Consider the following 24,202-nt stretch of genomic DNA (forward strand, 5'->3'; position numbering starts at 1 on the left):
ATCGTCGGTAGGTTCTCCCCAGGCGTCGTTCAGGAGGCTTACGTGCACGTGGTGATCATGGGGTGCGGCCGGGTGGGATCCTCCCTGGCCAAGGCCCTGGAACGCCTGGACCACCAGGTCGCGGTGATCGACAAGGACCCCCAGTCCTTCCGGCGGCTGGGTGCGGACTTCCACGGTCAGCAGGTCGTCGGGAACGGGTTCGACCAGAAGGTGCTCATCGAGGCGGGCATCGAACGGGCGGGCGCGTTCGCGGCGGTGTCCAGCGGCGACAACTCGAACATCATCTCGGCCCGGGTGGCGCGGGAGACCTTCGGCGTGGACTCGGTCGTGGCCCGCATCTACGACGAGAAGCGGGCCGCGGTCTACGAGCGGCTGGGCATCCCGACCGTGGCCACCGTGCCGTGGACCACGGACCGCTTCCTGCGGATGCTGCTCCCCGAGGGCGCGGCGACGGCGTGGCGCGACCCGTCCGGTTCCGTGGCCGTCCTGCCGCTGGAGCTCGACGAGGGCTGGGTCGGGCACTCGGTGCGCGAGTTCCAGGAGGCGACGGGCTGCCGAGTGGCGTTCATCATGCGCTTCGGGACCGGCGTGCTGCCCGATTCGAAGACGGTGCTGCAGGCCGACGACGTGGTCTACGTGGCCGCGCTGTCCGGCACGGTGACCGACGTGGCCGCCGCGGCGGCCCACGCCCCCGAGGAGGCCTGACGTGCGGATCGCGATCGCTGGGGCGGGAGCCGTGGGCCGGTCCATCGCGGCGGAACTGGTGGCGGACGGCCACCAGGTGATGCTCATCGAACGAGACCGCGCCCACTTCGAGCCGCACACCGTGGAACAGGCCGAATGGGTGCAGGCGGACGCGTGCGAGCTGTCCTCGCTGGAAGACGCGGGGATGCAGCTGTGCGACGTCGTCATCGCCGCGACCGGTGACGACAAGGTCAACCTGGTCGTCTCGCTGCTGGCCAAGACGGAGTTCGCCGTGCGCCGGGTAGTGGCCCGCGTGAACGACCCGAGCAACGAATGGCTGTTCACCGAGTCGTGGGGCGTGGACGTCGCCGTCTCGACCCCTCGCATCCTGTCGGCACTGGTCGAGGAGGCCGTGACCGTCGGGGACGTCGTCCGCCTGCTCACCCTCCGCCAGGGCCAGGCGAACCTGGTGGAGATCACCCTGCCGGGTGACACGCCCCTGGCGGGCTCCCCGGTGAACGCCCTGGCCCTACCCCGAGACGCGGCCCTCGTGACCATCCTGCGCGGCGGACGAGTCATCGTGCCGACCCCGGACGACACCCTGGAAGGCGGCGACGAGCTCCTGTTCGTGGCAGCGGCTGACGTAGAACGCGAAATCCGCTCCGCACTCGGCTACTGACTCCACACCACCGCACCGGACCACACCACCGGACCACCGGACCACACCACCGGCGGGGCACCACCACCCGGTGCCCCGCTACACCCACGGCACCGCCCCCGCAGTGCACCACCCTGCGCGCCAACAACAACAGCCCGCCGGTCCCAACCCGAGCCGCAAGCCCACACCACCCCCCACCAAACCTGCCGCGCCGCCGGCGCACGCCCGAAGGGCGAATTGCGTTTCGCCGTGCTGCCAGCCACGGGAAGGGCCTCGGTTTCTTTCCCCCGTACGGCCTGGGCGCAGCCCAACCGCGCTTGGCCCGTTTGTGCAACCAGCTTCACCGGTTGCACAAACGGGCCAAGGGTGGTTGCCTCCGGCAGGCCGTACGGGGGAAAGAAACCGACGCCCTTCCACCCCCCGGGGGCCTGCCGCGCGGCGAGCGCCGCTTTTCAAAAGTCCGTGGCTTCTCAAAAGTCCGTGGCTTCTCAAAAGTCCGCGGCTTTCAAAAGTCCGTGGGGGAACCGGCCGGTGGGCGCTTAGCATCCCCGCATGGTGTCCACCGACCGGTTGCTCGCCTTCGCGGCGATGTCGTTCCTGCTGATCATCATCCCCGGCCCCAGCGTGCTCTTCGTCGTGGGCAGGGCGCTCGCGCAGGGCAAACGCGCCGCGATCACGACCGTCCTGGGCAACACGCTCGGCGCGTACGCGCTGGTGGTGGCCGTGGCACTCGGCATCGGCACGGTCGTCGAGCGGTCGGTGGTGGTGTTCACCGTGCTCAAGCTCGTCGGGGCCGCCTACCTGGTCTACCTCGGCGTGAAGGCGTTCCGCGGGCGCAAGGACATGGTGGCCTCGTTCGACGCCGCCGGCAGTGCGCGTGGGGTGTGGCGGACCCTGTGGGAGGGGTTCGCGGTGGGGGTCGCCAACCCCAAGACGATCGTGTTCTTCGCGGCCGTGCTGCCGCAGTTCGTCGATCGGGAACTGGGGCACGTCGTCGGGCAGATGCTCCTGCTGGGGCTGCTGTTCAACGTGATCGCCGTCGTCTCGGACAGCGTGTGGGGCCTGGCCGCGGCGACCGCGCGGGACTGGTTCGCGCGGTCGCCGAAGCGGCTCTCGCTCGTCGGCGGCACCGGCGGGTTGGCCATGATCGGACTCGGGGTCACCGTGGCCGTCACCGGACGCAAGGACTAACGCGCAGGGACCAGCTACTCGTACTGGGAGCGCAGCCGCTCCTCCGCGGCCTCGTCCTCGGCTTCCTCGGCCGCCTGGGCGGCCTTGAGGCGCTTGTCCGACCGCCGCACGGCCCACACGGTCGCCACCAGGGCCACGGCCATCAACGGGTAGCCCATCGCCAGCTTCGCCGCCGCCAGCCACCCCACGGACGCCTCGTCGTACAGCCAGCGCTGCACCACGAACCGCGACCCGAACACCAGGGCCCACACGAGCGTGGCGATGTCGTAGTCCCGGACCGACGCCCGGTCCTTGCGCCACGCCGTGCCCTGGCCGTTGAGGAAGCTCCAGATCACGCCGGCCAGCGGCCAGCGGACCGCGATGGACAGCAGGAAACCACCCGCGTAGACCAGGCTCTGCCAGATGCCGAACAGGAAGAAGCCCTTGGCGTCACCGGTCCGGTAGGCGATGAAGGCGGCGATGCCGACGCCGAACACCGCGGACACGGCCGGTTGGACGCTGCCCTTCCGCATGGCGAGCACGATGCCGATGACCACGGCCGAACCCAGTGCGCTCCAGATCGCGGGCATCAACCCCGCGAAGGCGTTCACCAGGACGAAGACCACCACCGGCAGGGACGAGAACAGCAGGCCGCTGACCCCGCCCATCTGCTCCAGAAGGGTCGGCTGCTTCTCTGATTCGGTTGACGTCATGAAGCGGTCTGCAACTCGTAGTAGGGGTTGTAGAGCACCTTGCGACCGTCACGGACGGCGATGCGGCCCCGGGCCTTGATGGTGCGCCCCGGCTCGATGCCGGCGATCCGCCGCCTGCCGAGCCACACCAGGGTCACGCCCTCGGTGCCGTCGTACAGCTCCGCCTCCAGCGTCGCGGCGGCGTCGCGCGGGCACAGCTCCACGGTCCGCAGGCGGCCCAGCACGGTCACCTCCTCGCCGGACTTGCAGTCGCACGCCCGGACGGCGCCGACCTCCACGGCTTTTCGCGAGAGGTCGTCGGCGTCCAGCTCGCTCACGTCGGTGGTCAGCCGACGCACGAGGCGGCGCCAGTAGCCGCCCCCAGTTCCAGTCATCCCCGACTCCTGGGTGCTGTAGTTGGACCTCGACTGTGAGGCCCGTACGAGGCCAGGGTAACCGGGTACACCCGACCGGGTATCCGACTGGGGGAGGATGTTCACCCCATGACTTCCCCCACCGCCGTCGTGCTGCCCGGCACCGCCTCCGACGAGGTGTTCGTGCGCTCCGTGTTCGCCCGGCCACTGGCCGCCGCCGGCCTCGCGCTCGTCGCGCCCGAGTCGCGGTCGGTCGACGAGCACTTCGCCGCCCTGGACGCCGCGTACGACGGAAATCCGCTGGTCGTTGGGGGTGTGTCGCTGGGTGCTCACATCGCGGCGCGGTGGGCCGTGCGCAACCCGACCCGGTGTGCGGGGGTGTTGGCGGCACTGCCGGCGTGGACCGGGCGGTCGGACGGTGCGCCGGCGGCGCTGGCGGCCTCGGTGAGCGCGACGACTGTTGAACGTGAAGGACTGCACGCGGCGGTCGGCGATGTCGACGGGTGGGTCGGGGCCGAATTGCGCAGGGCATGGCCCCGGTACGGCTCGGCGTTGCCGGACGTGCTTCGGGAAGCCGCCGGGTCGGAAGCGCCCACGGTCGAGGAACTGCGGCGGCTGGACGTGCCGGTCGGGGTGGCCGCGTGCACCGACGACCCAGTCCACCCGTTCGAGGTAGCCCGAAGGTGGGTGTCGGCATTGCCCAGAGCAGCCCTGCGCACGACGACGCTCGCCGAGATGGGCGCGGACCGGGAAGCCCTGGGCCGCGCCGCCCTCGACGCTCTGCTGAACGCGTGATCCCGGTGAGCGCCTAGCCCTGTTGCTGCTGGGCCGCGATGTGCCGGGCGATGGCCTCGGGCAGCTCGATCGGCAGCGGGGTCCGCACCGGCATCGGCTGCTCCCCGCGCACCACCACGGTGTGCTTGATGAGCTCGTACAGCGCGTACCCCGCCTGCTCGGCCTGCTGCTCCGACGGGGCCGCCGCCACGCCGCGCAGCATCCAGCGCGGGCCGTCCACGCCGACGAAGCGCAGGTACACCTCGTTGTTGCGGGCGGTGATCTCCTCGCCCCACTGGCCGTTCTCGCGGTTGATGCGGAACCCGTCGCCCTTGAGCTGGGTGATCAGCTCCGCGCCGATCTCCGGCCACAGCTTGTCCGTCTTCGGCGCGGCGAACGCGCTGATGGTGAGCTGGCCGACCGGGGTGAGCAGGTGCACCGCGCGCACCGCGCCCGCCTGGTCCATCTCGACCTGCAGCTGCGCGCCGTCGGGCACGGGCACCAGGACCGAGCCCAGGTCCAGCCGGTTCAGACCGTCCTCGGGGGCGTGCGCGGAGTCGTACGGGCCGACCTCCGGGATCTCGAGGTCGACCTCGACCTCGGGCGCCGTCCCCCGGTTCGCGGAGTGCCTACCGCGCTTGCGGCGCTTTCCGAACATCTCGCCCTCACCCCTCCGTCCGGGCGAGCACCTCGTGCCCGCCAGTAGAGCCGTAGCCGCCCGCGCCCCGCGCCGAGTCGGGCAGCTGGTCGACCTCGCGGAACACGGCGTGTTCCACCTTCTGCACCACCAGCTGGGCGATCCGGTCGCCGCGCGCGAGCCGCACCGGCTCCCGCAGGTCGTGGTTGACCAGGCAGACCTTGATCTCGCCCCGGTAGCCCGCGTCGATCGTGCCGGGTGTGTTGACCACGCTGAGCCCCACCCGGGCCGCCAGGCCGCTGCGCGGGTGCACGAACCCCGCGTACCCCTCGGGCAGCGCGATCGCGATGCCGGTGCCGACCACGGCCCGCTCCCCCGGTTCGATCACCACGTCGGTGGTCGTCACGAGGTCGGCGCCCGCGTCGCCGGGTCTGGCGTACGACGGGAGCGGCACGGAGGGATCGAGCCGGGACAGCAGGACCTCGACGCTGGGCACGGCGCGCGAGACTACCCTGGTGGCGTGAGCGAGAGTGCTGTGACCGCCCCGATCGCCTTCCGGGAGCGCCTGTTCGTGCCCTGGTGGGGTTGGCCGCTGCCGCTGGCCGCGGCGGTGCTGCTGGCCGCCGAGATCCACATGGGGTTCCCGGGCGTGCGGTCGTGGCTGCCGTATGTCGTGACCGTGCCGCTGGCCGTGCTGCTGCTGTGGCGGATGGGCTCGCTCAAGGTCGAGGTCTCGGGCGGCGAGCTGCGGGTCGGTGACGCGCACGTGCCGGTGGACCTGCTCGGCGAGGTCGAGGTGTTCGACGCGAAGACCAAGCGCAAGGCGATGGGGCCGAACCTGGACCCGGCGGCGTTCGTCGCGCACCGCGGGTGGGTCGGTCCGGCGGTCAAGGTGGCGCTGGAGGACCCGGCCGACCCGACGCCGTACTGGCTGTTCAGCGTCCGGTCGCCGGAGAAGCTGGTGGCCGCGCTGACCGCGGCGAAGTCCTAAAGGGCCCTGACGAAACACGAGGTCCTGAAGGACCCTGACGAAAACACGAGCGGTGCTCGCGTTCAAGATCGGAAACGCGTCTGGGCGCCACCCCGGCGGTGGGGGTGAGCGCCCAGGAACGGGTCTGTGGTGCTGGTGTCCACGCTGGTCAGGCGCCAGTCGCGGCGGGTCGGGCGGCTGTCAGGCGCAGTCGCGGCAGATGTACTGGCCGTTGACTTCCTCGGCCAGCCGGCTGCGGTGGTGCACCAGGAAGCACTTCGAGCAGGTGAACTCGTCGGCCTGCTTGGGCAGCACCTTGAAGGTCAGCTCCTCACCGGACAGGTCGGCGCCCGGCAGCTCGAAGTTCTCGGCGGACGCGTCCTCGTCGATGTCGACGACCCCGGACTGCGTCTCGTTGCGCCGCGCCTTCAACTCCTCCAGGGAGTCCTCAGCGAGTTCGTCCGCCTCGCTGCGACGCGGAGCGTCGTAGTCGGTCGCCATTGTCTTTTCACCCCTGCGGTCTACGGAGACTGTTCGTGTCGCTGGTAAACGCACCAGCGCCCCTGTTTGTGCCCTCCGTCCCCAGTGACGGAGGTCTCGCCCGCGCGGCCGGGCGCCAACCCCCTGTACGTCGACGCATCAGGCTGTCCGGGAGCGCGCGGAGCGCCGAGAGGGTAGCTCATTGATCGGGTGTGCGTGCAGCGGGTTCCCCCTAATTGAGCAGACGGGTGAGAGGCCCTTCGCTGCCAGGCCCGATACGCTGGGAGCGGGTCTTGCCCACCCGTCGGAGGCCGTGCTGCGATGCCCCGAGCGTCGTTGACCGTCCGCTACCGGGTGATTGCGGCCCGCTACGCGGGAGCCCGGGACGCGGATCGCGGCGGGGCGGAATAGCCTGATCACCAACAGCACTACGCCAGGGGAGGTCGGCGGACGTGGGACCCGGGTCGGGGAGCAGCGGGTCGTCGCGGTACCGGAGGCGGCGGCCGTGGCCCGCCATCGTGCTGTTCCTGGTGCTGGCGGTCACCGCCGTGGTGGTGTGGAACCGCGTGTTGTCCGAGGCGGGCGACGTCGACGCGGCCATCAAGTGCAACGCGCCGGGCAGCGCGCCTTCGTCGTCGGTGCCGGCTCCGGTCCCGGGTGGCGGCGCCCAGCCGGCGCCCGAGCCGCAGCCCACGCCGGTGCTGGGCACGGTGCTGTCGCACGACGCCCTGGACCGCACCGACCCGGTGCCGGTCAGCGACGTCCAGTTCCGGGTGGTCAACGCCAGCACCCAGCGCAACCAGGCGCGGTTCGTGGCGACGACCCTGACCGAACTGGGCCTGCAGCAGGCGGCGGAGCCGGGCAACGACCCGCTCTACCCCGCGCAGGACATGACGTGCCGGGGTCAGATCCGCTTCGGCGCGCCGGGCGCGGGCGCGGCCCGGACCATCAGCCTGATCGTGCCGTGCCTGGAACTGGTGCAGGACCAGCGCCAGGACGCGACCGTGGACGTGGCGATCGGCAAGAAGTTCACCGAGGTCAAGCCGAACCAGGACGCCCGGCGGGTGATCGACGCGCTCACCACGTGGGCCGAGCAGAACCCGGACCGGCAGGGCGGGCAGGTCGCCGAGATCACGCCGCCGTCGCTGAACCCCGACCACCTCAAGGGCGCGCGCGACGTCCACTGCTGAGGCCGGGCCTCCCCCGCACGGGCGATGTCCGGCGAACCCCTCAGACCTTGCTGAAGCCGTGCTCGACCAGGGCCGCGAACAGGGCGTCCGCGATGCCCGGCGCGGCGGCGAACGTGGCGTCCGCGCCCAGCTCCGGAGCTTCACCCGGCAGGTACACCACCGCGCCCGCCTCGCGCGCGACCAGCGCGCCGCCGGCCCAGTCCCAGCGGCCCAGGGTGTGCTCGGCGTAGGCGTCCAGTCGGCCCGCCGCCACCGCGCACAGGTCCAGCGACGCCGCGCCGGCCCGCCGCATGTCCCGGACGACCGTCGCCATCCCGGCCCACGTCTCCGCCTGCCGCTTGCGCCGGTCGGCCCGGTAGGCGAACCCGTAGCCCAGCAGCGTCAGGTCCAGCCGGGTCTGCTCCGACACGGCCAGCCGCCGCCCGTCCAGGTACGCCCCGCCGCCCTGCCACGCCGTCCACACCCGCCCGCTCGCGGGCTCGACCACGGCCGCCGCCACGGACACCCCGTCGACCTGCGCCGCGATGGACACCGAGTAGTGGGGGATGCCGTAGAGGTAGTTGACGGTGCCGTCGATCGGGTCCACGACCCACGTCAGGCCCTCGACCTCGTCGCCGCCCTCCTCCTCGCCGACCACCGGCTCGCCGGGGCGCAGCTCCGCCAGCCGCCGGCGCACGAGCTGCTCGGAGGCCCGGTCGGCGGCCGTGACCACGTCGGTGATCGTGCTCTTGGTGTCGAAATCGGACACGGCCGAGGCCCGCATCGACTGCACGAGGTCACCGGCCTCGCGTCCCACCAGCACCGCGACGTCGACCAATGTGCGCGGATCCAAAGGCAAGGTGTTCCTCCTGCGTCACTCTCACGGGACTATCGGGGAAGTCCAGGCTAAGGTCTGCGGCCACGGTTACTGAATCGAGTAGGAAGGGCCACGGGGATGGGCATGACCCGCGGGTTCGGCGTGGACATCGGCGGTTCGGGCATCAAGGGCGGCCTGGTGGACCTGGAGGCGGGGGCGCTGGACGGTGAGCGCCTGCGCATCGTGACGCCGCAGCCGTCGACGCCCGACGCGGTCGCCGACGTGGTCGCCGAGATCGTCGAGAAGTTCGGCTGGGACGGCCCCGTGGGTGTCACCCTTCCGTGCGTCGTCAAGCGGGGTGTCGCGCACACCGCCGCGAACGTGGACAAGGCGTGGATCGGCACCGACGCGGCCGAGCTGTTCGCCCACCGCCTCGGCAGGCCGAAGGAGTCCGTCGTCGTGCTCAACGACGCCGACGCGGCCGGCATCGCCGAGATGCGCTTCGGGTCCGGCGTGGGCAAGGACGGGCTGGTCGTGCTGCTGACGTTCGGCACCGGCATCGGCAGCGCCCTGTTCGTCGACGGCGAGCTCATCCCCAACACCGAGTTCGGCCACCTGGAGGTCGACGGGCACGACGCGGAGAAGCGCGCCGCCGCCTCGGTGAAGGAGGACAAGGGCCTGAGCTGGGCGGAGTGGGCGCCGCGGGTGTCGCGGTACCTCAACGTGCTCGAGGACCTCATCTGGCCGGACCTGGTCATCGCGGGCGGCGGGGTCAGCAAGAAGGCGGACAAGTGGCTGCCGCTGCTGGAGGTGCGCACCCCGGTCGTGGCGGCGGCGCTGAAGAACGACGCGGGCATCGTCGGCGCGGCTGTCGCCGCCACGCAGGGTCTTCGACACTGAACCAATCGCGGTCGTTCTAGCTGCGGAAACGCGGGTCGATGCGCATCCGATGCGGGTGATGCGCATCCGCTCGCGATTCTCGTCGTTACAATGGAACGGTGCCCCGCCGACGAACATCCGGCGGGCTCTCCCCCGTACTCCGGCGACCGAGGTTCGCGCCCTTCGGTTTGCCTTGATCGACAGTCGCGAAAGGGCGTACGTGGCAGCCGCGAAGACGACTCAGGCAGCTAAGGCTGACGCCGAGGAGACGCCCAAGGCCACCTCGGCGAGGAAGGCCCCGGCCAAGAAGCCGGCGGCGAAGACCGCCGCGGCGGGCAAGACGGCCACGCGGGCGCCGCGCAAGACGGCCGCCAAGGCCGGTGCCGCCGCGCCGGCGAAGGCCAAGAAGCCCGGCGAGGGCGACGAGCCCGAAGACCTCGAAGCCCTGCCGGGCGACGAGGACCTGGTCGACGACGTCGAACTGATCGACGAGCCCGTCGAGGACGAGCCGGCCGAGGAAGAGGCCAAGCCCGGCGAGGGCGACTTCGTCTGGGACGAGGAGGAGTCCGAGGCCCTGCGGCAGGCCCGCAAGGACGCGGAGCTCACCGCGTCGGCCGACTCCGTCCGCGCCTACCTCAAGCAGATCGGCAAGGTCGCCCTGCTCAACGCGGAGGAGGAGGTCGAGCTCGCCAAGCGCATCGAGGCCGGCCTCTACGCCGCCGAGCGGGTCCGCCGCGCCGAGGAGGAGAACGAGAAGCTCACCCCGCAGCTGCGCCGCGACCTGCGGTGGATCGTGCGGGACGGCGAACGCGCCAAGAACCACCTGCTGGAGGCCAACCTCCGCCTGGTGGTGTCGCTGGCCAAGCGCTACACCGGCCGCGGCATGGCGTTCCTCGACCTGATCCAGGAGGGCAACCTGGGTCTGATCCGCGCGGTCGAGAAGTTCGACTACACCAAGGGCTACAAGTTCTCGACGTACGCGACGTGGTGGATCCGCCAGGCCATCACCCGCGCGATGGCCGACCAGGCCCGCACCATCCGCATCCCGGTGCACATGGTCGAGGTCATCAACAAGCTCGGCCGCATCCAGCGCGAGCTGCTCCAGGACCTGGGCCGCGAGCCCACGCCGGAGGAGCTGGCCAAGGAGATGGACATCACCCCGGAGAAGGTGCTGGAGATCCAGCAGTACGCCCGGGAGCCCATCTCGTTGGACCAGACGATCGGCGACGAGGGCGACAGCCAGCTCGGTGACTTCATCGAGGACTCGGAGGCCGTGGTGGCCGTGGACGCGGTGTCGTTCACGCTGCTGCAGGACCAGCTCCAGTCCGTGCTGGCGACCCTGTCCGAGCGCGAGGCGGGCGTGGTCCGGCTGCGCTTCGGCCTCACGGACGGGCAGCCGCGGACGCTGGACGAGATCGGCCAGGTCTACGGGGTGACGCGCGAGCGCATCCGCCAGATCGAGTCGAAGACGATGTCGAAGCTCCGCCACCCGTCCCGCTCCCAGGTCCTGCGCGACTACCTGGACTGAGCGACCACGGTCGGCGAACGCCGGTGGCCCCGCGGGGTCACCGGCGTTTTGCGTTGTGCCGACAGCGAACGAGGACCGGTTGACGGGCCGGTGAACTGGACGGCATGCGTCCGCATGGTGGAATCGCGGGGCGTGTTCGCTCTGGGCTGACCAAAGTGTTACCCGTCACAGTAAGGAGCATTCCTTGCCCACCGTTCGGAGCAACGACCGTGCGGCTGATGCCGTATTCGCAGGTCCGAAAGCGTTGGCACGACAGCGGAACGTGAGCGGTTCCTGTGGCGAACCGGTGGAAGTTCGTGGTTCGAACGACTGTGGCGCCGGGTAAATGATGAGTGACGCGGGTCGCCACGGCCCCGGGAACACTGACTTACGCCCGTGCGTCTGCAAGAGTGGAAGCAGCGAACACGACGCACCCGCCAGATGCGGAGTGGTCGCAGCTAGGTGTGAGGGCACCGAACCACGGTGCCGGGACGGAGGGAGATTTCCATGACTACCACGCTCACCCGCCCCGCTTTGACCGCTGCCGACCGCTGCGACCGCTGCGGGGCTGCTGCCCAGGTGCGCGCCGTGCTCCCGTCCGGGGGCGAGCTGCTGTTCTGCGGGCACCACGCCCGCGAGCACAGCACGAAGCTGCGCGAACTCGCTGCTGAACTGCAGCAGGGCTGAAACCGCCAGGCCACACGGCCTGGAGCACCCTAGCCGTCCGGGGCGGAGATCCGATGGGTCTCCGCCCCCCTGCATTTTCCGACGAGGGAACTACACCTCGGTCAGGACCGGTTCGAACGCCAGCTCGGCCGCACCCAGCAGCTTCGCGTCCCGGCCCAACGGCGACGACACGATGCGGGTGCCGCCCACGGCACGGCTCACCAGGGAGCGCGTCTGCACGACGCTGCGCACCTCGTCCACGACCTGGTCGGGCAGCGCGGTGAACAGGTCGCCCAGCACGACGAGCTCCGGCCCCAGCATGTTGACCACCGTGATCAGCCCCATCGCCAACCACTCGGTGAACTCCCCCAAGCGGTGCGTCACGGCCTCGGGGGACGCCGCCAGCGACCGCAGCTCCGCCACCACGGCCCCGCGTGGCGCGTCCTCGGGCAGGGCCAGCGCGCGGCACAGGGCCGCCTCCCCCACCTCGGTCTCCCAGCACCCCTGGCAGCCGCAGTAGCACCGCCGGCCGCCAGGGCGCACGACCATGTGCCCCAGCTCGCCGACGTACCCGCCGGTGCCGCGCAACGGCATCCCGGACGAGATCACGCCTCCGCCGACACCCACGTCGGCGGAGATGTAGACCATGTCCGACGAACCCCGGGCCGCACCGCGCACGTGTTCGGCCAGTGCCCCCAGCTCGGCGTCGTTGCCGACCTGGACGGGCACCTTCAGCACCGCCGACAGCCGCGCGCCCAGCGACACGTCCGTCCAGTGCAGGTTCGGGGCCTCGTGCACCAGACCGTCCGCCCGCCGCACCACGCCCGGCACCGACACGCCCACGCCGACCGGCGCCACGTCCAGCTCGTCGGCCAGCAGCTTGGCCGTGTCGGCGATGTGCGTGATGACCTCGCCGGGGTCGCGGGACTTGTGGTGCAGGTTCCACGAGTGCCGGCCGAGGATGTCGCCGCCCAGGCCGACGAGCGCCATCGCCACCTGCTCGACGCGGACGTCGATGGCCATCACGACCGCGGCGTGCGGTTGCGGCAGCACCAGCAGTGACGGTCGGCCCGCGCCGGAGCGCTGGGCGGGCAGGCGTTCGGCCACCACACCGGACTCGGCGAGCCCGTCCACCAGGGCCTTGATCGTGCTGCGGTTGAGCCCGAGCTCGGCCGCGAGCGACGCCCTGGTGGACGGTCCGTCCACGTGCAGCTTGCGCAACAGCGCGGTGCGGTTGTGCCTGCGGACCTCGTCGGGCCGGGCACCGGCGGTGGGTGTGGTCACGTCAGCGCGTGGCCACCGCCGCCCGGCGACGGGACAGCGCGTCGACGCTGGCGGCCAGCAGGAGCACCAGGCCGGTCACGATGAACACGACGGCGGCGGGCTGCTTGAGCAGGCCCATGCCGTTGGCGATGGTCGCGATCACGGCCGCGCCGATCACCGCGTCCCGCATCCGGCCCTTGCCGCCGAACAGCGAGGTGCCACCGATCACGGCCGCGCCGACCGACAGCAGCAGCGTGTTGCCGCCACCGGCGTTCGGGTCGACCGAGCCGACCTTGGAGGAGTACACGATCGCGCCGATCGCGGCGGCCGAGGAGCAGATCACGAACACGCTCATCCGGATCTGGGCCACGTTGATGCCGGCGCGGTTCGCGGCTTCCTTGTTGCCGCCCACCGCGTAGACGTGCCGGCCGTACCGGGTGCGCTCCAGGACGAACGTGCCGATCACCAGCAGCACCAGCACGATCGGCACCACGTACGGCACGCCCTTGATCACGACGAGCGACGACTGGGACCGGTTGAGGGTCAGCAGGTAGGTGCCCAGCGCGCCGAGCACCACGACGGCGCCGACCTTCGTCAGCACCAACGGGGTGGGGGGAGCGACCAAGCCCTTGCGCAGCCTGGAGAAATGCCTGCTGAGCACGACCGCAGCATAACCGCCGACCGCGACGGCGAAGAGCGCCCACGACCCGGCGGTGGACAGGTTGCCGTTGGCGACGTTGAACAGCACATCGTTGTTCAGGCCCAGCACGCCACCCTGGCCGATGAGCTGGAGCACGACACCGTTCCAGGACAGGAACAACGCCAGCGTCACGACGAACGACGGGATGCCGACCTTGGCGACCAGGTAGCCGGTGATGCAGCCGATGGCGGTGCCGACGCAGATCGCGAGCAGCATCTCCACCCACGGGTTGGCCGGCACGCCGATCAGGGCGATGACGAGCGCGATCAACGACATCGCCGCGCCCGCCCAGATGCGCATGAGCACGGCGAGCACGGCGCCGAGCACCAGCAGGCCGCAGAAGATGTAGAAGACGGTGTCGCCCATGCCGCCGAGCAGGTTGCCGCCCTTGTTCAGGTGCAGCGCCATGACCGACGCGCACACCCCGGACGCGGTGCCCGCGGACAGGTCGATCTCGCCCAGCAGCAGCACGAACACCAGGCCCATCGCGATGATCGTGATGCTGGCGCCCTGCGCGAGCAGGTTGGCGATGTTGCCCAGGGTGAAGAAGGTGTCGGCGAGCGAGCTGAACACGATCAGCAGCACGAGCAGGCCGAGGAGGGCGGGCAGCGGGCCCAGCTCGCCGCCGCGCAGCCGGGCCGCGTAGTCGCGCACGGCCTCGCCGGTGGAGCGGGACGTGGTGTCGATGCCGAAGTCCGAGATCGCGCCCTGGGTCGGGGGCGGGGTGTCCTGGGACGACGTCTCGCTGGTGGTGTTGGTCATGCCGGGGTCCTCAGATGGTGGCGGATTCGGGGCGGGCGATGCCGAGGTCGCCGGAACGACCCGCGGTGATCAGCTCCACGACCTGGCCGTGGGTGACGTCCTTGGTGAGCACCTCGGCGGCCATGCGGCCGAGGTACAGGCACGCGATGCGGTCCGCGACCTCGAAGACGTCGTTCATGTTGTGGCTGATCAGGACGACGCCGAGGCCCTGTTCGGCGAGCCTGCGCACGAGGTCGAGCACCTGCCGGGTCTGCGCGACGCCGAGGGCGGCGGTCGGCTCGTCCAGCAGCACGACCTTGCTGTTCCACAGCACGGCCTTGGCGATGGCGACGGTCTGCCGCTGGCCGCCGGACAGCGAGGCGACCTGGGTGCGCACGGACTTGACCGTGCGGACGCTCAGCGAGGTCAGGGTCTTGCGGGCGGCCTGCTCCATGTCGGCCTCGTCCAGCAGACCCGCCTTGCCGCGTTCCCGGCCGAGGAACATGTTCTGGACGATGTCGAGGTTGTCGCACAGCGCGAGGTCCTGGTAGACGACCTCGATGCCGAGGTGGGCGGCGTCGCGCGGGCCGTGGATGTTGACCTGCTGCCCCTCGAAGTACACCTCGCCGGAGTCGATCGGGTGGATGCCCGCGATGCACTTGACCAGCGTCGACTTGCCCGCGCCGTTGTCGCCGACCAGCGCGGTCACCTCACCGGGCTGGACGGTGAAGTCGATGTCGTGCAGGACGTGCACGGGACCGAAGGTCTTGTTGATGCCGCGCAGTTCGAGGATGGGCTCAGTCACCTTGGAGTCTCCTGGGTTGGAGCGCGCCGCTGCGGGGTGTGGTGGCCACACCCCGCAGCGGCGAGCGCTGACTTACTTGATGCCCAGCTCGGTGCAGGCGGCCTGGGTGTCGGCGACGCAGATCTCCGAGGCCTTGACGAAGCCCGCGTCCACGACGGTCTTCACCTTGTCCTTGGTGATCAGCAGCGGGGTCAGCAGGACCGAGGCGACGTCGCGGTTGCCCTTGGTGTCCTTGGTCTTGCCGGTGGCGATCTTGTCGGCGGCGGCGGTGTCGCCCTTGGCCAGCGCGGCGGCCAGCTTGGCGGCGGCCTGGGCCTCGTCGGCGATCGGCTTGAACACGGTCATGTACTGGTCGCCGCGCAGGATGGCCTGGAGGCCCTCCGGGGTGGCGTCCTGGCCGGTGACCGGGACCTTGCCGTTGAGGCCGTACTTCTTCAGCACGGTGATCACCGCGCCGGCGAGGCCGTCGTTGGCGGCGACGACGCCGTCCACCTTCTGGCCGTTGCCGGTCAGGATCTGCTCGAAGGTGGTGCCACCCTTCTGGTTGTCCCAGTTCTCGATGGCCTGCGACTGGACGAGCTTGAAGTCGCCGGAGTCGTACTTGGGCTTGAGGACCTTGTGCTGGCCCTCGGCGAACAGGGTCGCGTTGTTGTCGGTCGGGGCGCCCTCGATCTCGATGACCTCGGCCGGCTTCTTGCCCGCGGCGAGCTTGCCCATGCCCTCGACGAAGCCCTGGCCCTGCAGCTCGCCGACCTTCACGTTGTCGAAGGAGACGTAGTACTTCGAGGTGCCACCGAGGTTGAGGCGGTCGTAGTCGATGACCGCGATGCCCTGGGCCTCGGCCTTCTTGGCGACGGCCGCGCCGACCTCGCTGTTCGGGGTGGCGATGATCAGCACCTTGACGCCGGCGTTGATCATGCCGTCGGCCAGGGTGGAGAACTTCTGGACGTCGCCCTGGGCGTTCTGGATGTCGGGCGACAGGCCTTCGGCCTTGAGGGCCTTGTCCAGGAGCGGCTTGTCGAAGCCCTCCCAGCGGGCGGAGCTGGCGGTCTCGGGGAGGATGACGCCGACCTTCACGCCGCCCGAGCCGCTGTCAGTGTTGGAGCCCGTGGTGGTGCTGCCACCGCCGGACGTGTTGGCGCCACACGCCGACATGGCAACGGCGAGGCCAGTGCCGACGGCGATGAGGGCGAGGCTCTTGCTGCGCATCCGCATCCCTTTCAGAGCTACGCGGGAAAATGTTGTGGCGCACAACGTATGCCGCGACCCCCCGTGACCGGAAGCACACTTGACCGATAAAGTAGGCACGATGAGCTAACGACGAGGTAACCGAACGGACATCTGACTACTCCGAACGCAGCAATCCGCTACGACCGGTCATCTGACGCGTTACGGGGGGTTTGTTGCGACCCCCTCCGAACCTCACAGCCGGACGAGGGCGCGTGAGAGCGCGGACATGCCGGGCGAGGGGCGTTCGGGAGGGGTTGCGGACGTGCTGCGGCGGCGCTTCGGGGGCGCCGGCTACCAAGAACGCAGGGTCGCGATCCGCTCTTCCAGCTGTTCGATCGACGCCATCGCCGTGGGCGGGCCGCCGCAGTACTCGCGGAGCTGGTTGTGGATCTTGCCGTGCGGCTTCTTCGTGCGGTGGTGGTGCATGGCCACCAGGGTGTTCAGCTCCTTGCGCAGCGCCGCCAGGCGTTCCTGCACGCTCGCCGGGCGCGCAGGGGCCGGAGCGGGGGCGGCCGGGGCGTTGGCGGCCTTGCGGCTGGCCTCGACCAGTTGCTTCTCCTGGCGCTGGCGCAGCAGGGCGCGCACCTGGTCGGGCTCCAGCAAGCCGGGCAGGCCCAGGTACTCCTGCTCCTCCTCGCTGCCCGCGAACGCCGCCGTGCCGAACGACGACCCGTCGTAGATGACCTGGTCCAGCTCGGCCGACGCGCCCAGCGCCGTGTACGCCCGCTCCTCCTCGCCCGGCTCGTCCTGCACCTGGTTGGCCTGGGACAGCAGCTCGTCGTCCCAGCCGTCCTTCTCCCGGTGCGGCTTGCCCAGCACGTGGTCGCGCTGCTGCTCCAGCTCGCTGGCCAGCCCCAGCAGCACGGGCACGCTGGGCAGGAACACGCTCGCCGTCTCGCCCTTCGCCCGCGCGCGCACGAACCGGCCGATGGCCTGCGCGAAGAACAACGGGGTGGACGCGCTGGTCGCGTAGACGCCGACCGCCAGGCGCGGCACGTCCACGCCCTCGGACACCATCCGGACCGCGATCATCCAGCGCTCGGTCGACTCGGAGAACTCCGCGATCCGGCCCGACGCCTTCGGGTCGTCGGACAGCACCAGGGTGGCGTCGTGGCCAGTGGTCCGCTTGAGGATCTCGGCGTAGGCCTTGGCCACGGTCTGGTCGGTCGCGATCACCAGGCCGCCGGCGTCGGGCATGCCGCCCTCGCGCAGCTGCGTCAGGCGCACGTCGGCCGCCTTCAGCACCGACGGCATCCACTCGCCGGTCGGGTCCAGCGCCACCCGCCACGCCCGCGCGGTCTGCTCCTGGGTCAGCGGCTCGCCCAGCCGGGCGGAGAACTCCTCGCCCGCGCTGGTCCGCCAGCTCGCCTCGCCCGAGTAGGCGAGGAAGATCACCGGGCGGACGACGCCGTCCTTGAGCGCGTCGGCGTACCCGTACGAGTGGTCGGACTTGCTGCGCTGCACCCCGTCCGGGCCGGGCTCGTAGCTGATGAACGGGATCGGCGAGTCGTCCGAGCGGAACGGGGTACCGGTCAGGCACAGCCGGCGGGTCGCGGGCGTGAACGCCTCGCGGATCGCGTCACCCCACGACTTCGCGTCGCCGCCGTGGTGCACCTCGTCCAGCAGGACCAGGGTCTTGCGGTTCTCCGTGCGCACCCGGTGCAGCGTCGGGTGCGCGGCGACCTGCGCGTACGTGACGGCCACGCCGTGGTAGTCCCGGGAGGTCACCGCGTTGGTGTTGCGGAAGTTCGAGTCGATCGCGATGCCCACGGCCGCCGCCGCCTGCGCCCACTGGTGCTTGAGGTGCTCGGTCGGCGCGACGATCGTCACCGCCTCGACGGTCCGGTCGGCCAGCAGCTCGGCCGCCACGCGCAGGCCGAACGTGGTCTTGCCGGCGCCGGGCGTCGCGACCGCGAGGAAGTCCTTCGGCTTGGCCGCGAGGTACTTGGTCAGCGCACGCCGCTGCCAGGCGCGGAGCGGGCGGGTCGTTGCGACTTGCGGTAGCGACAACCTCGAACCCCTCCTGATGCCACGGTGAACATGCGAATGCCCTCGGGCTGGTGACCGTCGAGGGCACCGACAGCCTACCTGCCCGCCGCGCGACACCACGGCTCCGATGCCGCGAAATCACCCGCGATGCACCATGCTGGACCTTGCGATGGGTTCGCCGACCGACGAGACGGCACGCAGCAGGTCCCGGCAGGGGCCACTGCGGTTGTTGGCGCGCACGCTGTCCAAGGCGTGGGAGGGGAGCATCTTCTCCGAGGCCGCCGAGGCCGCGTTCTGGCAGACCCTGTCCTTCCCGCCGCTGCTGCTGGGCCTGCTGGGCTCGATGGGCTACCTCGGCGACTGGCTGGGCCCCGAGGTGGTCAGCGCGGTCAAGGACCGGATCATCTCGACCTGCCGGACGATCTTCAGCCAGGACGTCGTCAACGGCGTGATCGCGCCCACGGTCGACCAGATCCTGACCATCGGCAAGGGCGAGATCGTGTCGGTGGGCTTCCTCATCTCGCTGTGGGCGGGCTCGTCGGCGATGTCGTCCTTCGTGGACGCCATCACCGCCGCGCACGACCAGTACGGGGTGCGCAACGAGGTGTGGCAGCGGATCTTCGCGCTGCTGCTGTACATGGTGAGCCTGGTGCTGCTGATCGTCGGGCTGCCGGTGCTGGCGCTGGGGCCGGACCTGCTGCCGCGGATCTTCCCGAGCGGGTGGCGGGACACCATCGAGTTCTGGCTGAGCGCGTTCTACTACCCGGGCGTGGCGGTGCTGCTGGTGCTCGCGCTGGCCACGCTGTACAAGGTGTCGCTGCCCAACAAGCTGCCGTGGCACCGGCTGGTGCCGGGGGCGGTGCTGGCGATGGCGGTGTTCCTGCTGTCGTCGATCGGGTTGCGGCTGTACATCCGGTGGATCACCACGACCGGGTACACCTACGGGGCGCTGGCGACGCCGATCGCGTTCCTGCTGTTCGCGTTCTTCATCGGGCTGGCGATCGTCATCGGGGCGTACTTCAACAGCGCCATCCAGGAGATGTGGCCGGCGAAGATGACCCGGCGGCAGCGTCGGCGCTGGCGGCGGCTGGAGCTGGAACGGGCGGCGGAGCGGATCAGGTCCGACGAGGGCAAGCAGGCCTGGCAGCAGGCCGACGACAGCTCGCAGGCCGACGCCGTAACGCCGAGCGGGGAGAACCACGGCACCGCCCGCTCCCCCGCGCGTGGCCGGCCGGCCGAGCGCTAGCCGAACTCGACCTCCCAGTCGGCCGAACTTGACCTTCCAGTCGCTGGAGGCCGTAGCGTCCGGCGCCGTGCCCCGATCGTCCTCGGCCGACCTGGTCCCGGTCGGCGACTGGCTGCGCAGCCGGCGGCCGTTCCGGCAGCTCCGGTCCGCGCTGCTGGACGCCGAGGCCTTCCTCAACGGCTACCAGACCGGCGTCGCGGGTGCGGCCTGGCGGCAGGTGCGGGATCGTGCCGGTGACGACGCGGCGGTGGTGGAGGCGATCGACCTGCTCCTCCACCGGCTCTCCCCGCGGCCCCGCGTCCGGCTCGGGGCGGCGGGGCCGGGGCTGTTCCTGGAGTCGCCCGGCGCGACCCGGGAGCTGGGCGCGGTGTGCGCGGTGGTCGTGCTGAACGACCTGTCCGGGGGCGTCCGGGTCAAGCGTTGCGGCCGGGCCGACTGCGACCGGGTCTTCCTCGACTGGACCAACCCCAACAACCGAGTGGCCTGCCGGTACCACCCGGCGGACGGAGCGGAGTGCGTGACGTGACCGTGTCCTGCGTCGGCTGCGCGGCCCGGGTGCCCGACGTCGACGGACCGACCCACCCCTACATGGTGGCGTCGCCGGGGTGCTGGGAGCTGTACGGACGGGTGTCGGCCGCCGCCGGCGACCGGGAGCTGCGCTGGTACCACGTCGACTGCTACGCCGCCCAACACCCCGGCGGGGCGGAACGCGACCGGCGGCAGCGCCAGTCGGTCGCCGTGCACCTCACCACCTTGTGCCTGCTGCTGGAGCACAGCGTTCCCGGTCCTCGGGCGGCGCAACTGCGGGGGCGGCTGAGCCGGGTCGTGCTGCCGCGCCTGGGCCTGGACGACTGGCCGCTCCTCGACCCGCCCGCCACGCTCGGCACCACGACCGTCGCCGACCTCGGCAGCGCCCTCGACGGCCTCCCCGCCCTCCACGGCGTCCCCGACCTCGACGCGGTCGGCCAGCGCTGGGCCGAGTCGGTGTGGAGCGCCTGGTCCGCGCGGCACGACGTGGTGCGCGGGTGGGCGCGGGAGGCCCTCCGATGACGGCGTGCCCGGGGTGCGGGCTGGACCTCCCGGACGTCGACGCCGACCCGCCGGCCGAGCGGGACGCGTCCGCCGCCTGCTTCGCCCGTTACGGCGAGCTGCTCGCCCGCTCGTACGGCATCGCGGAGTACCGGCCGGTGCACCAGCTCGTCGTGGACGCCTACGTGGCCCAGCACCCCGGCGGCACGAGCCGGCGGGAGGTGCAGACGACGGCGTTGTGCCTGATGACGCTGTGCCTGGCGGTGGAGGACGGTGTCGACCCGCGGCGCGGTCCCGAGCTGCACAAGAAGATGGTGGCCGACCGTCCGGACTTCCACTGGCTCGCGCCGCCCCGCCGGGACGGCCTGCTCACGGTCGAGGACGTGCTGGCCGCCGCGGACGCGAGCGAGCACCAGCGGCTCGTGTGGGCGTGGGCGCGGGAGCTGTGGCGGGCCTGGGAACCGCACCACGCCACCATCCGCGCCTGGAACACCCACGCCCTCGGACCTGCCTGACCTGGACAGCACTGTGCCCCGGCGCCTGTCGCAGGCGTCGGGGCACCGGGGTCCGTGCGACTTACTCGCCGCCGCCCTTGGGCAGGCCGTCGAAGATCTTCTTGCACTCCGGGCACACCGGGGAGCCCGGCTTCGGCGACCGCGTCACCGGGAAGACCTCGCCGCACAGCGCCACCACGTGCGTGCCCATGACCGCGCTCTCGGCGATCTTGTTCTTGCGCACGTAGTGGAACATCTTCGGGGTGTCGTCCCCGGTGTGGTCGGTGCCTTCCGGGCGGACGTCGACCTCGGGCAGAGTCTGCGTGCTCACGTCCCCAGCTTACCTGGGAGGATGGCCCCTCGTGAGTACGCCGAGCATCACCGACGAGGTCCGCACCGCCCTGGCCGAGAACCGGCCCGTGGTCGCCCTGGAATCCACCATCCTGTCCCACGGCCTGCCGCCCGGCCGCAACCGCGAGGTCGCCGCACGCCTGGAGGACGTCGTGCGGAAGGCGGGCGCGGTGCCCGCCACGATCGCGGTCCTGGGCGGGGTGCCGAAGGTCGGGTTGACCGACGCGGAGCTGGACTTCGTCTGCGACCCGGCCAACGACCTGGTCAAGCTGTCGCGGCGGGACCTGGGCGCGGCCTACGCGCTGGGCCGGCACGGCGCGACCACCGTGGCCTCCACCTCCGCGATCGCGAGCCAGGCCGGGGTGGGGGTGTTCGCCACCGGCGGGCTGGGCGGCGTGCACCGGGGCGCGCGGGAGACGTGGGACGTGTCCGCCGACCTCGACGTGCTGGCGACCACGCCGATCCTGGTCGTGTGCTCGGGCGTGAAGTCGATCCTGGACATCGCGGCCACGCTGGAGCTGCTGGAGACCCGGTCGGTGCCCGTGCTGGGTTACCGGACCGACTCCTTCCCCGCCTTCTACCGACGCGAGTCCGGTCACACCGTGCCCTGGCGGGTGGACGAGCCGGCGCAGGCGGCGGCCGTCGTCGCGGCGCACTTCGGGCAGGTCCCCGGCACGTCCGGCGTGCTGCTGGCCAACCCCATCCCGGCCGAGTTCGAGATGGACCTCGACCTGCACGACCGGCTGCTGCGCGAGGGCCTGGAGAAGACCCGGGACGTGCACGGCAAGGACGTCACCCCTGCCCTGCTGGAGCACTTCCACACCGCCAGCGGCGGGGTGAGCCTGGACGCCAACGAGGCCCTGGTGCTGTCCAACGCGGCCCTGGCCGCGGAGGTCGCGGTGGAGCTGGCGAAGTGACGATCGTGGTCGTCGGGGACGCCGGGCTGGACGTCGTGGCCCGGCACTCCGGCCCGATCGTCCACGGCGGCGACTCGCGCGCCAAGGTCACCATCGAGCCGGGTGGCGCGGGCGCGAACACCGCCGCGTGGCTGGCGGCGTGCGGCACGACACCGACGCTGGTCGCCCGGGTGGGCGCGGACTCCGCCGGCCGACAGGTGCGCGCCGAGTTGACGGCGGCGGGCGTGCGGTGCGCGTTCGCCGTGGACACCGAGGCCGCGACCTGCTGCGTCGTGGTGCTGGTGGACGACACCGGGCAACGCACGATGCTGCCCGACCGAGGCGCGAACGCCCGCTTCTCCCCCACCGACCTCGACCCGGGCCTGCTCGATGGGATGCGGCACCTGCACCTGTCGGGTTACGTGCTGCTGGACGCGTCCTCGCGCCCGGCAGGCGTGGCGGCACTGCGGGCGGCCCGCGAGGCCGGCCTCACGACCTCGGTGGACCCGCAGTCGGCGGCGCTCATCTACGACGGCTTCCTGGACGACATCGCAGGCGTGGACCTGCTGCTGCCCAACACGGAGGAGCTGGTCGCGCTCACCGGGTCGACGGAGCCGGCGTCCGCGAAGTCCCTGCTGGACGTGGTCGGTGCGGTCGCCCTGACGGCCGGGGAGCGCGGCGCGAGCTGGGTCGACCGGGCGGGCGTGCTGTCGGTGCCGGCGCTGGACGTGGAGTGCGTGGACTCGACGGGCGCGGGGGACGCCTTCGACGCCGGGTTGTTGGCGGCGTGGCTGGGCGGAGGGTCTCGGGAGGAGTCCCTGGCGGGAGGTGTGCGGGCGGCGGCGTCGGCGGTGTCGAACGTGGGCGCCCAGCCGGTGGCGCGGACTCGGGCCTGACACTAAGCCGAAGTCTTGAGCTTCTGCTGAGCCGCTTTCCGCACGCAGCGCGCGCTCTCCGCTTTTCGACGCGCGCAGCGCGGCTTTTGTGTGTGGTGGTCTCAACCACAGGTGGAGGGCCTCGGTTCCCCCGCCGTATGGCCTGCCCGAAGGGCTACCACATTTTCCAGGGGTTGCAGCCGAAAGTTTTGCGAGGAACGAGCAAAAGTTTTAGCGGCAACCCCTGGAAAATGTGGTTGGCTCCGCCAGGCCATACGGCGGGGGAACCGACGCCCTTCACCCCCCGCTGGCGGCCTGCCGCGCGGCGAGCGCCGCTTTTGATCTTGAGAGCGCGCAGCGCGTTCGGCTTGAGAGCGGAGCGTTCCGGTTCAAAGATTAAAAGCGCCTCGCCGGCGGGCAGGCCACCAAAGATGACTCAACTGCAACGGCGGGGGCTTCTTGCTTTTGCCATCTCCGTATGGCCTGGCGGAGCCTACCACAGATTTCCCCGGGTGCCGCTAAAACTTTTTGCTCGTTCCTCGCAAAAACTTTCGGCTGCACCCGGGGAAATCTGTGGTAGCCCTTCGGGCAGGCCATACGGAGATGACAAAAGCAAGAAGCCCAAGTTGGGTTGTGTCCCCTCCGGCGGACTGCCCACTCGGCAAGGCGGACTGCCGCTTGCCGGCTTCGCCGAAGGGCTGGCTGCGGGTGGACTGCCGCTTGCCTGCTTCGCAGAAGGGCTGGTGCTAGCCGTCGATGACCTGGTGGTTTCGGGCTTCCAGGGCGCGGTGTTCCTTGACGAAGCGGTTCGCCTTCTCGGACTTGCGTGGGGGGCGGTCGTTGGCGATGAGGACTGCCATCCACGGCAAGGGGACCGAGAGCACGAGGAACAGCAGCGCCAGCCACCACGTCTGGTAGAAGACCATCGCCAGGGCCAGGCACGGGATTCGGGCGCCCATCATGATCGCGTACTTGCGCTTGCGAGCGGCGTGCTGCTCCTCGTAGGAGGGCGCCGCTTCGGTGATCAGCACCGGGGTGCTGTCGCGCTCGTGGTCGACCATGTGTTCCATCGTCCCACTCCGGCGGCCAGTGCGACACCGTCAGGG

Annotated in this window: 28 protein-coding genes; 15 read left to right on the plus strand and 13 right to left on the minus strand. The window is 71.0% G+C overall.

Going from position 1 to position 24,202, the window contains the following annotated elements:
- The 3 genes from DFJ66_RS14310 to DFJ66_RS14320 all read left to right on the plus strand — a co-directional run bounded on the left by DFJ66_RS14310 (position 1) and on the right by DFJ66_RS14320 (position 2,533).
- The gene (locus DFJ66_RS14310; protein ID WP_397556368.1) at positions 1-705 is read left to right on the plus strand and encodes a potassium channel family protein; all 705 of its coding nucleotides are present in this window, start codon (positions 1-3) and stop codon (positions 703-705) included.
- Between the two features lies 1 nt (position 706).
- The gene (locus tag DFJ66_RS14315) at positions 707-1,363 is read left to right on the plus strand and encodes a potassium channel family protein (RefSeq protein WP_121221576.1); all 657 of its coding nucleotides are present in this window, start codon (positions 707-709) and stop codon (positions 1,361-1,363) included.
- Positions 1,364-1,894: 531 nt separating this feature from the next.
- Entirely contained in the window at positions 1,895-2,533 is a 639-nt protein-coding gene (locus tag DFJ66_RS14320) for a LysE family translocator (RefSeq protein WP_121221578.1), read from the plus strand.
- A gap of 14 nt (positions 2,534-2,547) precedes the next feature.
- Here the strand turns inward: DFJ66_RS14320 and DFJ66_RS14325 are convergent, their stop codons facing one another.
- Entirely contained in the window at positions 2,548-3,225 is a 678-nt protein-coding gene (locus DFJ66_RS14325; RefSeq protein WP_121221580.1) for a DUF3159 domain-containing protein, read from the minus strand.
- The gene (locus tag DFJ66_RS14330; protein WP_121221583.1) at positions 3,222-3,599 is read right to left on the minus strand and encodes an OB-fold nucleic acid binding domain-containing protein; all 378 of its coding nucleotides are present in this window, start codon (positions 3,597-3,599) and stop codon (positions 3,222-3,224) included. The genes DFJ66_RS14325 and DFJ66_RS14330 overlap by 4 nt, the downstream gene beginning before the upstream one ends.
- A 108-nt stretch (positions 3,600-3,707) precedes the next feature.
- Between DFJ66_RS14330 and DFJ66_RS14335 the strand changes: the two genes are divergently transcribed.
- Complete coding sequence (locus tag DFJ66_RS14335; protein WP_121221585.1) at positions 3,708-4,373, plus strand: alpha/beta fold hydrolase; 666 nt, start codon at positions 3,708-3,710, stop codon at positions 4,371-4,373.
- A gap of 13 nt (positions 4,374-4,386) precedes the next feature.
- Here DFJ66_RS14335 and DFJ66_RS14340 read toward each other — a convergent pair whose 3' ends face one another.
- Both DFJ66_RS14340 and dut read right to left on the minus strand, forming a co-directional pair.
- Positions 4,387-5,010, minus strand: coding sequence for a DUF3710 domain-containing protein (locus tag DFJ66_RS14340; protein WP_121221587.1), 624 nt, complete (start codon positions 5,008-5,010; stop codon positions 4,387-4,389).
- 7 nt (positions 5,011-5,017) lie between these two features.
- Positions 5,018-5,485 carry a dUTP diphosphatase gene (dut, locus tag DFJ66_RS14345; RefSeq protein WP_121221589.1) on the minus strand — a complete coding sequence of 156 codons (468 nt, stop codon included), beginning with the start codon at positions 5,483-5,485 and terminating at the stop codon, positions 5,018-5,020.
- A gap of 24 nt (positions 5,486-5,509) precedes the next feature.
- Here dut and DFJ66_RS14350 point away from each other — a divergent pair, with 24 nt between their 5' ends.
- Positions 5,510-5,980: a DUF3093 domain-containing protein gene (locus DFJ66_RS14350; protein WP_170199397.1), complete on the plus strand. Its 471-nt coding sequence runs from the start codon at positions 5,510-5,512 to the stop codon at positions 5,978-5,980.
- A 180-nt stretch (positions 5,981-6,160) separates the two neighbouring features.
- On the opposite strand, the gene DFJ66_RS14355 is transcribed toward DFJ66_RS14350, so the two are convergent.
- Positions 6,161-6,460 carry a DUF4193 domain-containing protein gene (locus DFJ66_RS14355; protein WP_121003693.1) on the minus strand — a complete coding sequence of 100 codons (300 nt, stop codon included), beginning with the start codon at positions 6,458-6,460 and terminating at the stop codon, positions 6,161-6,163.
- 431 nt (positions 6,461-6,891) lie between these two features.
- Between DFJ66_RS14355 and cei the strand changes: the two genes are divergently transcribed.
- Positions 6,892-7,629 carry an envelope integrity protein Cei gene (cei, locus tag DFJ66_RS14360; RefSeq protein ID WP_121221593.1) on the plus strand — a complete coding sequence of 246 codons (738 nt, stop codon included), beginning with the start codon at positions 6,892-6,894 and terminating at the stop codon, positions 7,627-7,629.
- Positions 7,630-7,669: 40 nt separating this feature from the next.
- On the opposite strand, the gene DFJ66_RS14365 is transcribed toward cei, so the two are convergent.
- Complete coding sequence (locus DFJ66_RS14365; protein WP_121221595.1) at positions 7,670-8,467, minus strand: inositol monophosphatase family protein; 798 nt, start codon at positions 8,465-8,467, stop codon at positions 7,670-7,672.
- Between the two features lie 96 nt (positions 8,468-8,563).
- On the opposite strand from DFJ66_RS14365, the gene ppgK reads away from it, so the two are divergent.
- From ppgK to DFJ66_RS14380, 3 genes are all read left to right on the plus strand, one after another.
- On the plus strand, positions 8,564-9,325 hold the full coding sequence (ppgK, locus tag DFJ66_RS14370) for a polyphosphate--glucose phosphotransferase (RefSeq protein WP_121221597.1): 762 nt from the start codon (positions 8,564-8,566) through the stop codon (positions 9,323-9,325).
- Positions 9,326-9,497: 172 nt separating this feature from the next.
- Positions 9,498-10,832, plus strand: a complete 1,335-nt coding sequence (locus DFJ66_RS14375) for an RNA polymerase sigma factor (RefSeq protein ID WP_211351162.1) — start codon at positions 9,498-9,500, stop codon at positions 10,830-10,832.
- 486 nt (positions 10,833-11,318) lie between these two features.
- On the plus strand, positions 11,319-11,498 hold the full coding sequence (locus DFJ66_RS14380; RefSeq protein WP_015800348.1) for a DUF7455 domain-containing protein: 180 nt from the start codon (positions 11,319-11,321) through the stop codon (positions 11,496-11,498).
- A gap of 90 nt (positions 11,499-11,588) precedes the next feature.
- Here DFJ66_RS14380 and DFJ66_RS14385 read toward each other — a convergent pair whose 3' ends face one another.
- From DFJ66_RS14385 to DFJ66_RS14405, 5 genes are all read right to left on the minus strand, one after another.
- Positions 11,589-12,761 (minus strand): ROK family transcriptional regulator, encoded by a 1,173-nt coding sequence (locus tag DFJ66_RS14385; protein WP_121221599.1) that lies wholly within the window; start codon positions 12,759-12,761, stop codon positions 11,589-11,591.
- Position 12,762: 1 nt separating this feature from the next.
- Positions 12,763-14,202: a sugar ABC transporter permease gene (locus DFJ66_RS14390; protein WP_121221601.1), complete on the minus strand. Its 1,440-nt coding sequence runs from the start codon at positions 14,200-14,202 to the stop codon at positions 12,763-12,765.
- Between the two features lie 10 nt (positions 14,203-14,212).
- The gene (locus DFJ66_RS14395; RefSeq protein WP_121221603.1) at positions 14,213-14,986 is read right to left on the minus strand and encodes an ATP-binding cassette domain-containing protein; all 774 of its coding nucleotides are present in this window, start codon (positions 14,984-14,986) and stop codon (positions 14,213-14,215) included.
- 72 nt (positions 14,987-15,058) lie between these two features.
- Positions 15,059-16,195, minus strand: a complete 1,137-nt coding sequence (locus DFJ66_RS14400; RefSeq protein ID WP_211351164.1) for a sugar ABC transporter substrate-binding protein — start codon at positions 16,193-16,195, stop codon at positions 15,059-15,061.
- A 312-nt stretch (positions 16,196-16,507) separates the two neighbouring features.
- Positions 16,508-18,226, minus strand: a complete 1,719-nt coding sequence (locus tag DFJ66_RS14405; protein WP_211351166.1) for a DEAD/DEAH box helicase — start codon at positions 18,224-18,226, stop codon at positions 16,508-16,510.
- A gap of 133 nt (positions 18,227-18,359) precedes the next feature.
- On the opposite strand from DFJ66_RS14405, the gene DFJ66_RS14410 reads away from it, so the two are divergent.
- The 4 genes from DFJ66_RS14410 (at position 18,360) to DFJ66_RS14420 (ending at position 20,995) form a co-directional block, all read left to right on the plus strand.
- Complete coding sequence (locus DFJ66_RS14410; RefSeq protein ID WP_121221607.1) at positions 18,360-19,451, plus strand: YihY/virulence factor BrkB family protein; 1,092 nt, start codon at positions 18,360-18,362, stop codon at positions 19,449-19,451.
- 67 nt (positions 19,452-19,518) lie between these two features.
- On the plus strand, positions 19,519-19,977 hold the full coding sequence (locus DFJ66_RS14415) for a CGNR zinc finger domain-containing protein (RefSeq protein WP_147459272.1): 459 nt from the start codon (positions 19,519-19,521) through the stop codon (positions 19,975-19,977).
- Entirely contained in the window at positions 19,974-20,501 is a 528-nt protein-coding gene (locus DFJ66_RS42155) for a DUF5946 family protein (RefSeq protein ID WP_147459273.1), read from the plus strand. Before DFJ66_RS14415 ends, DFJ66_RS42155 begins: the two co-directional genes overlap by 4 nt.
- On the plus strand, positions 20,498-20,995 hold the full coding sequence (locus tag DFJ66_RS14420) for a DUF5946 family protein (RefSeq protein ID WP_121231167.1): 498 nt from the start codon (positions 20,498-20,500) through the stop codon (positions 20,993-20,995). Before DFJ66_RS42155 ends, DFJ66_RS14420 begins: the two co-directional genes overlap by 4 nt.
- Positions 20,996-21,056: 61 nt before the next feature.
- On the opposite strand, the gene DFJ66_RS14425 is transcribed toward DFJ66_RS14420, so the two are convergent.
- On the minus strand, positions 21,057-21,305 hold the full coding sequence (locus DFJ66_RS14425; RefSeq protein ID WP_121221611.1) for a DUF3039 domain-containing protein: 249 nt from the start codon (positions 21,303-21,305) through the stop codon (positions 21,057-21,059).
- A 31-nt stretch (positions 21,306-21,336) separates the two neighbouring features.
- Here DFJ66_RS14425 and DFJ66_RS14430 point away from each other — a divergent pair, with 31 nt between their 5' ends.
- The gene (locus tag DFJ66_RS14430; protein WP_121221613.1) at positions 21,337-22,242 is read left to right on the plus strand and encodes a pseudouridine-5'-phosphate glycosidase; all 906 of its coding nucleotides are present in this window, start codon (positions 21,337-21,339) and stop codon (positions 22,240-22,242) included.
- Positions 22,239-23,117, plus strand: coding sequence for a carbohydrate kinase family protein (locus tag DFJ66_RS14435; protein WP_121221615.1), 879 nt, complete (start codon positions 22,239-22,241; stop codon positions 23,115-23,117). Before DFJ66_RS14430 ends, DFJ66_RS14435 begins: the two co-directional genes overlap by 4 nt.
- Positions 23,118-23,842: 725 nt before the next feature.
- Here DFJ66_RS14435 and DFJ66_RS14440 read toward each other — a convergent pair.
- Positions 23,843-24,157, minus strand: coding sequence for a DUF3099 domain-containing protein (locus DFJ66_RS14440; protein ID WP_121221617.1), 315 nt, complete (start codon positions 24,155-24,157; stop codon positions 23,843-23,845).
- Positions 24,158-24,202: the final 45 nt, after the last annotated feature.

Origin of the sequence: Saccharothrix variisporea, assembly GCF_003634995.1 — a bacterium.
Classification (GTDB): Bacteria; Actinomycetota; Actinomycetes; order Mycobacteriales; family Pseudonocardiaceae; genus Actinosynnema; species Actinosynnema variisporeum.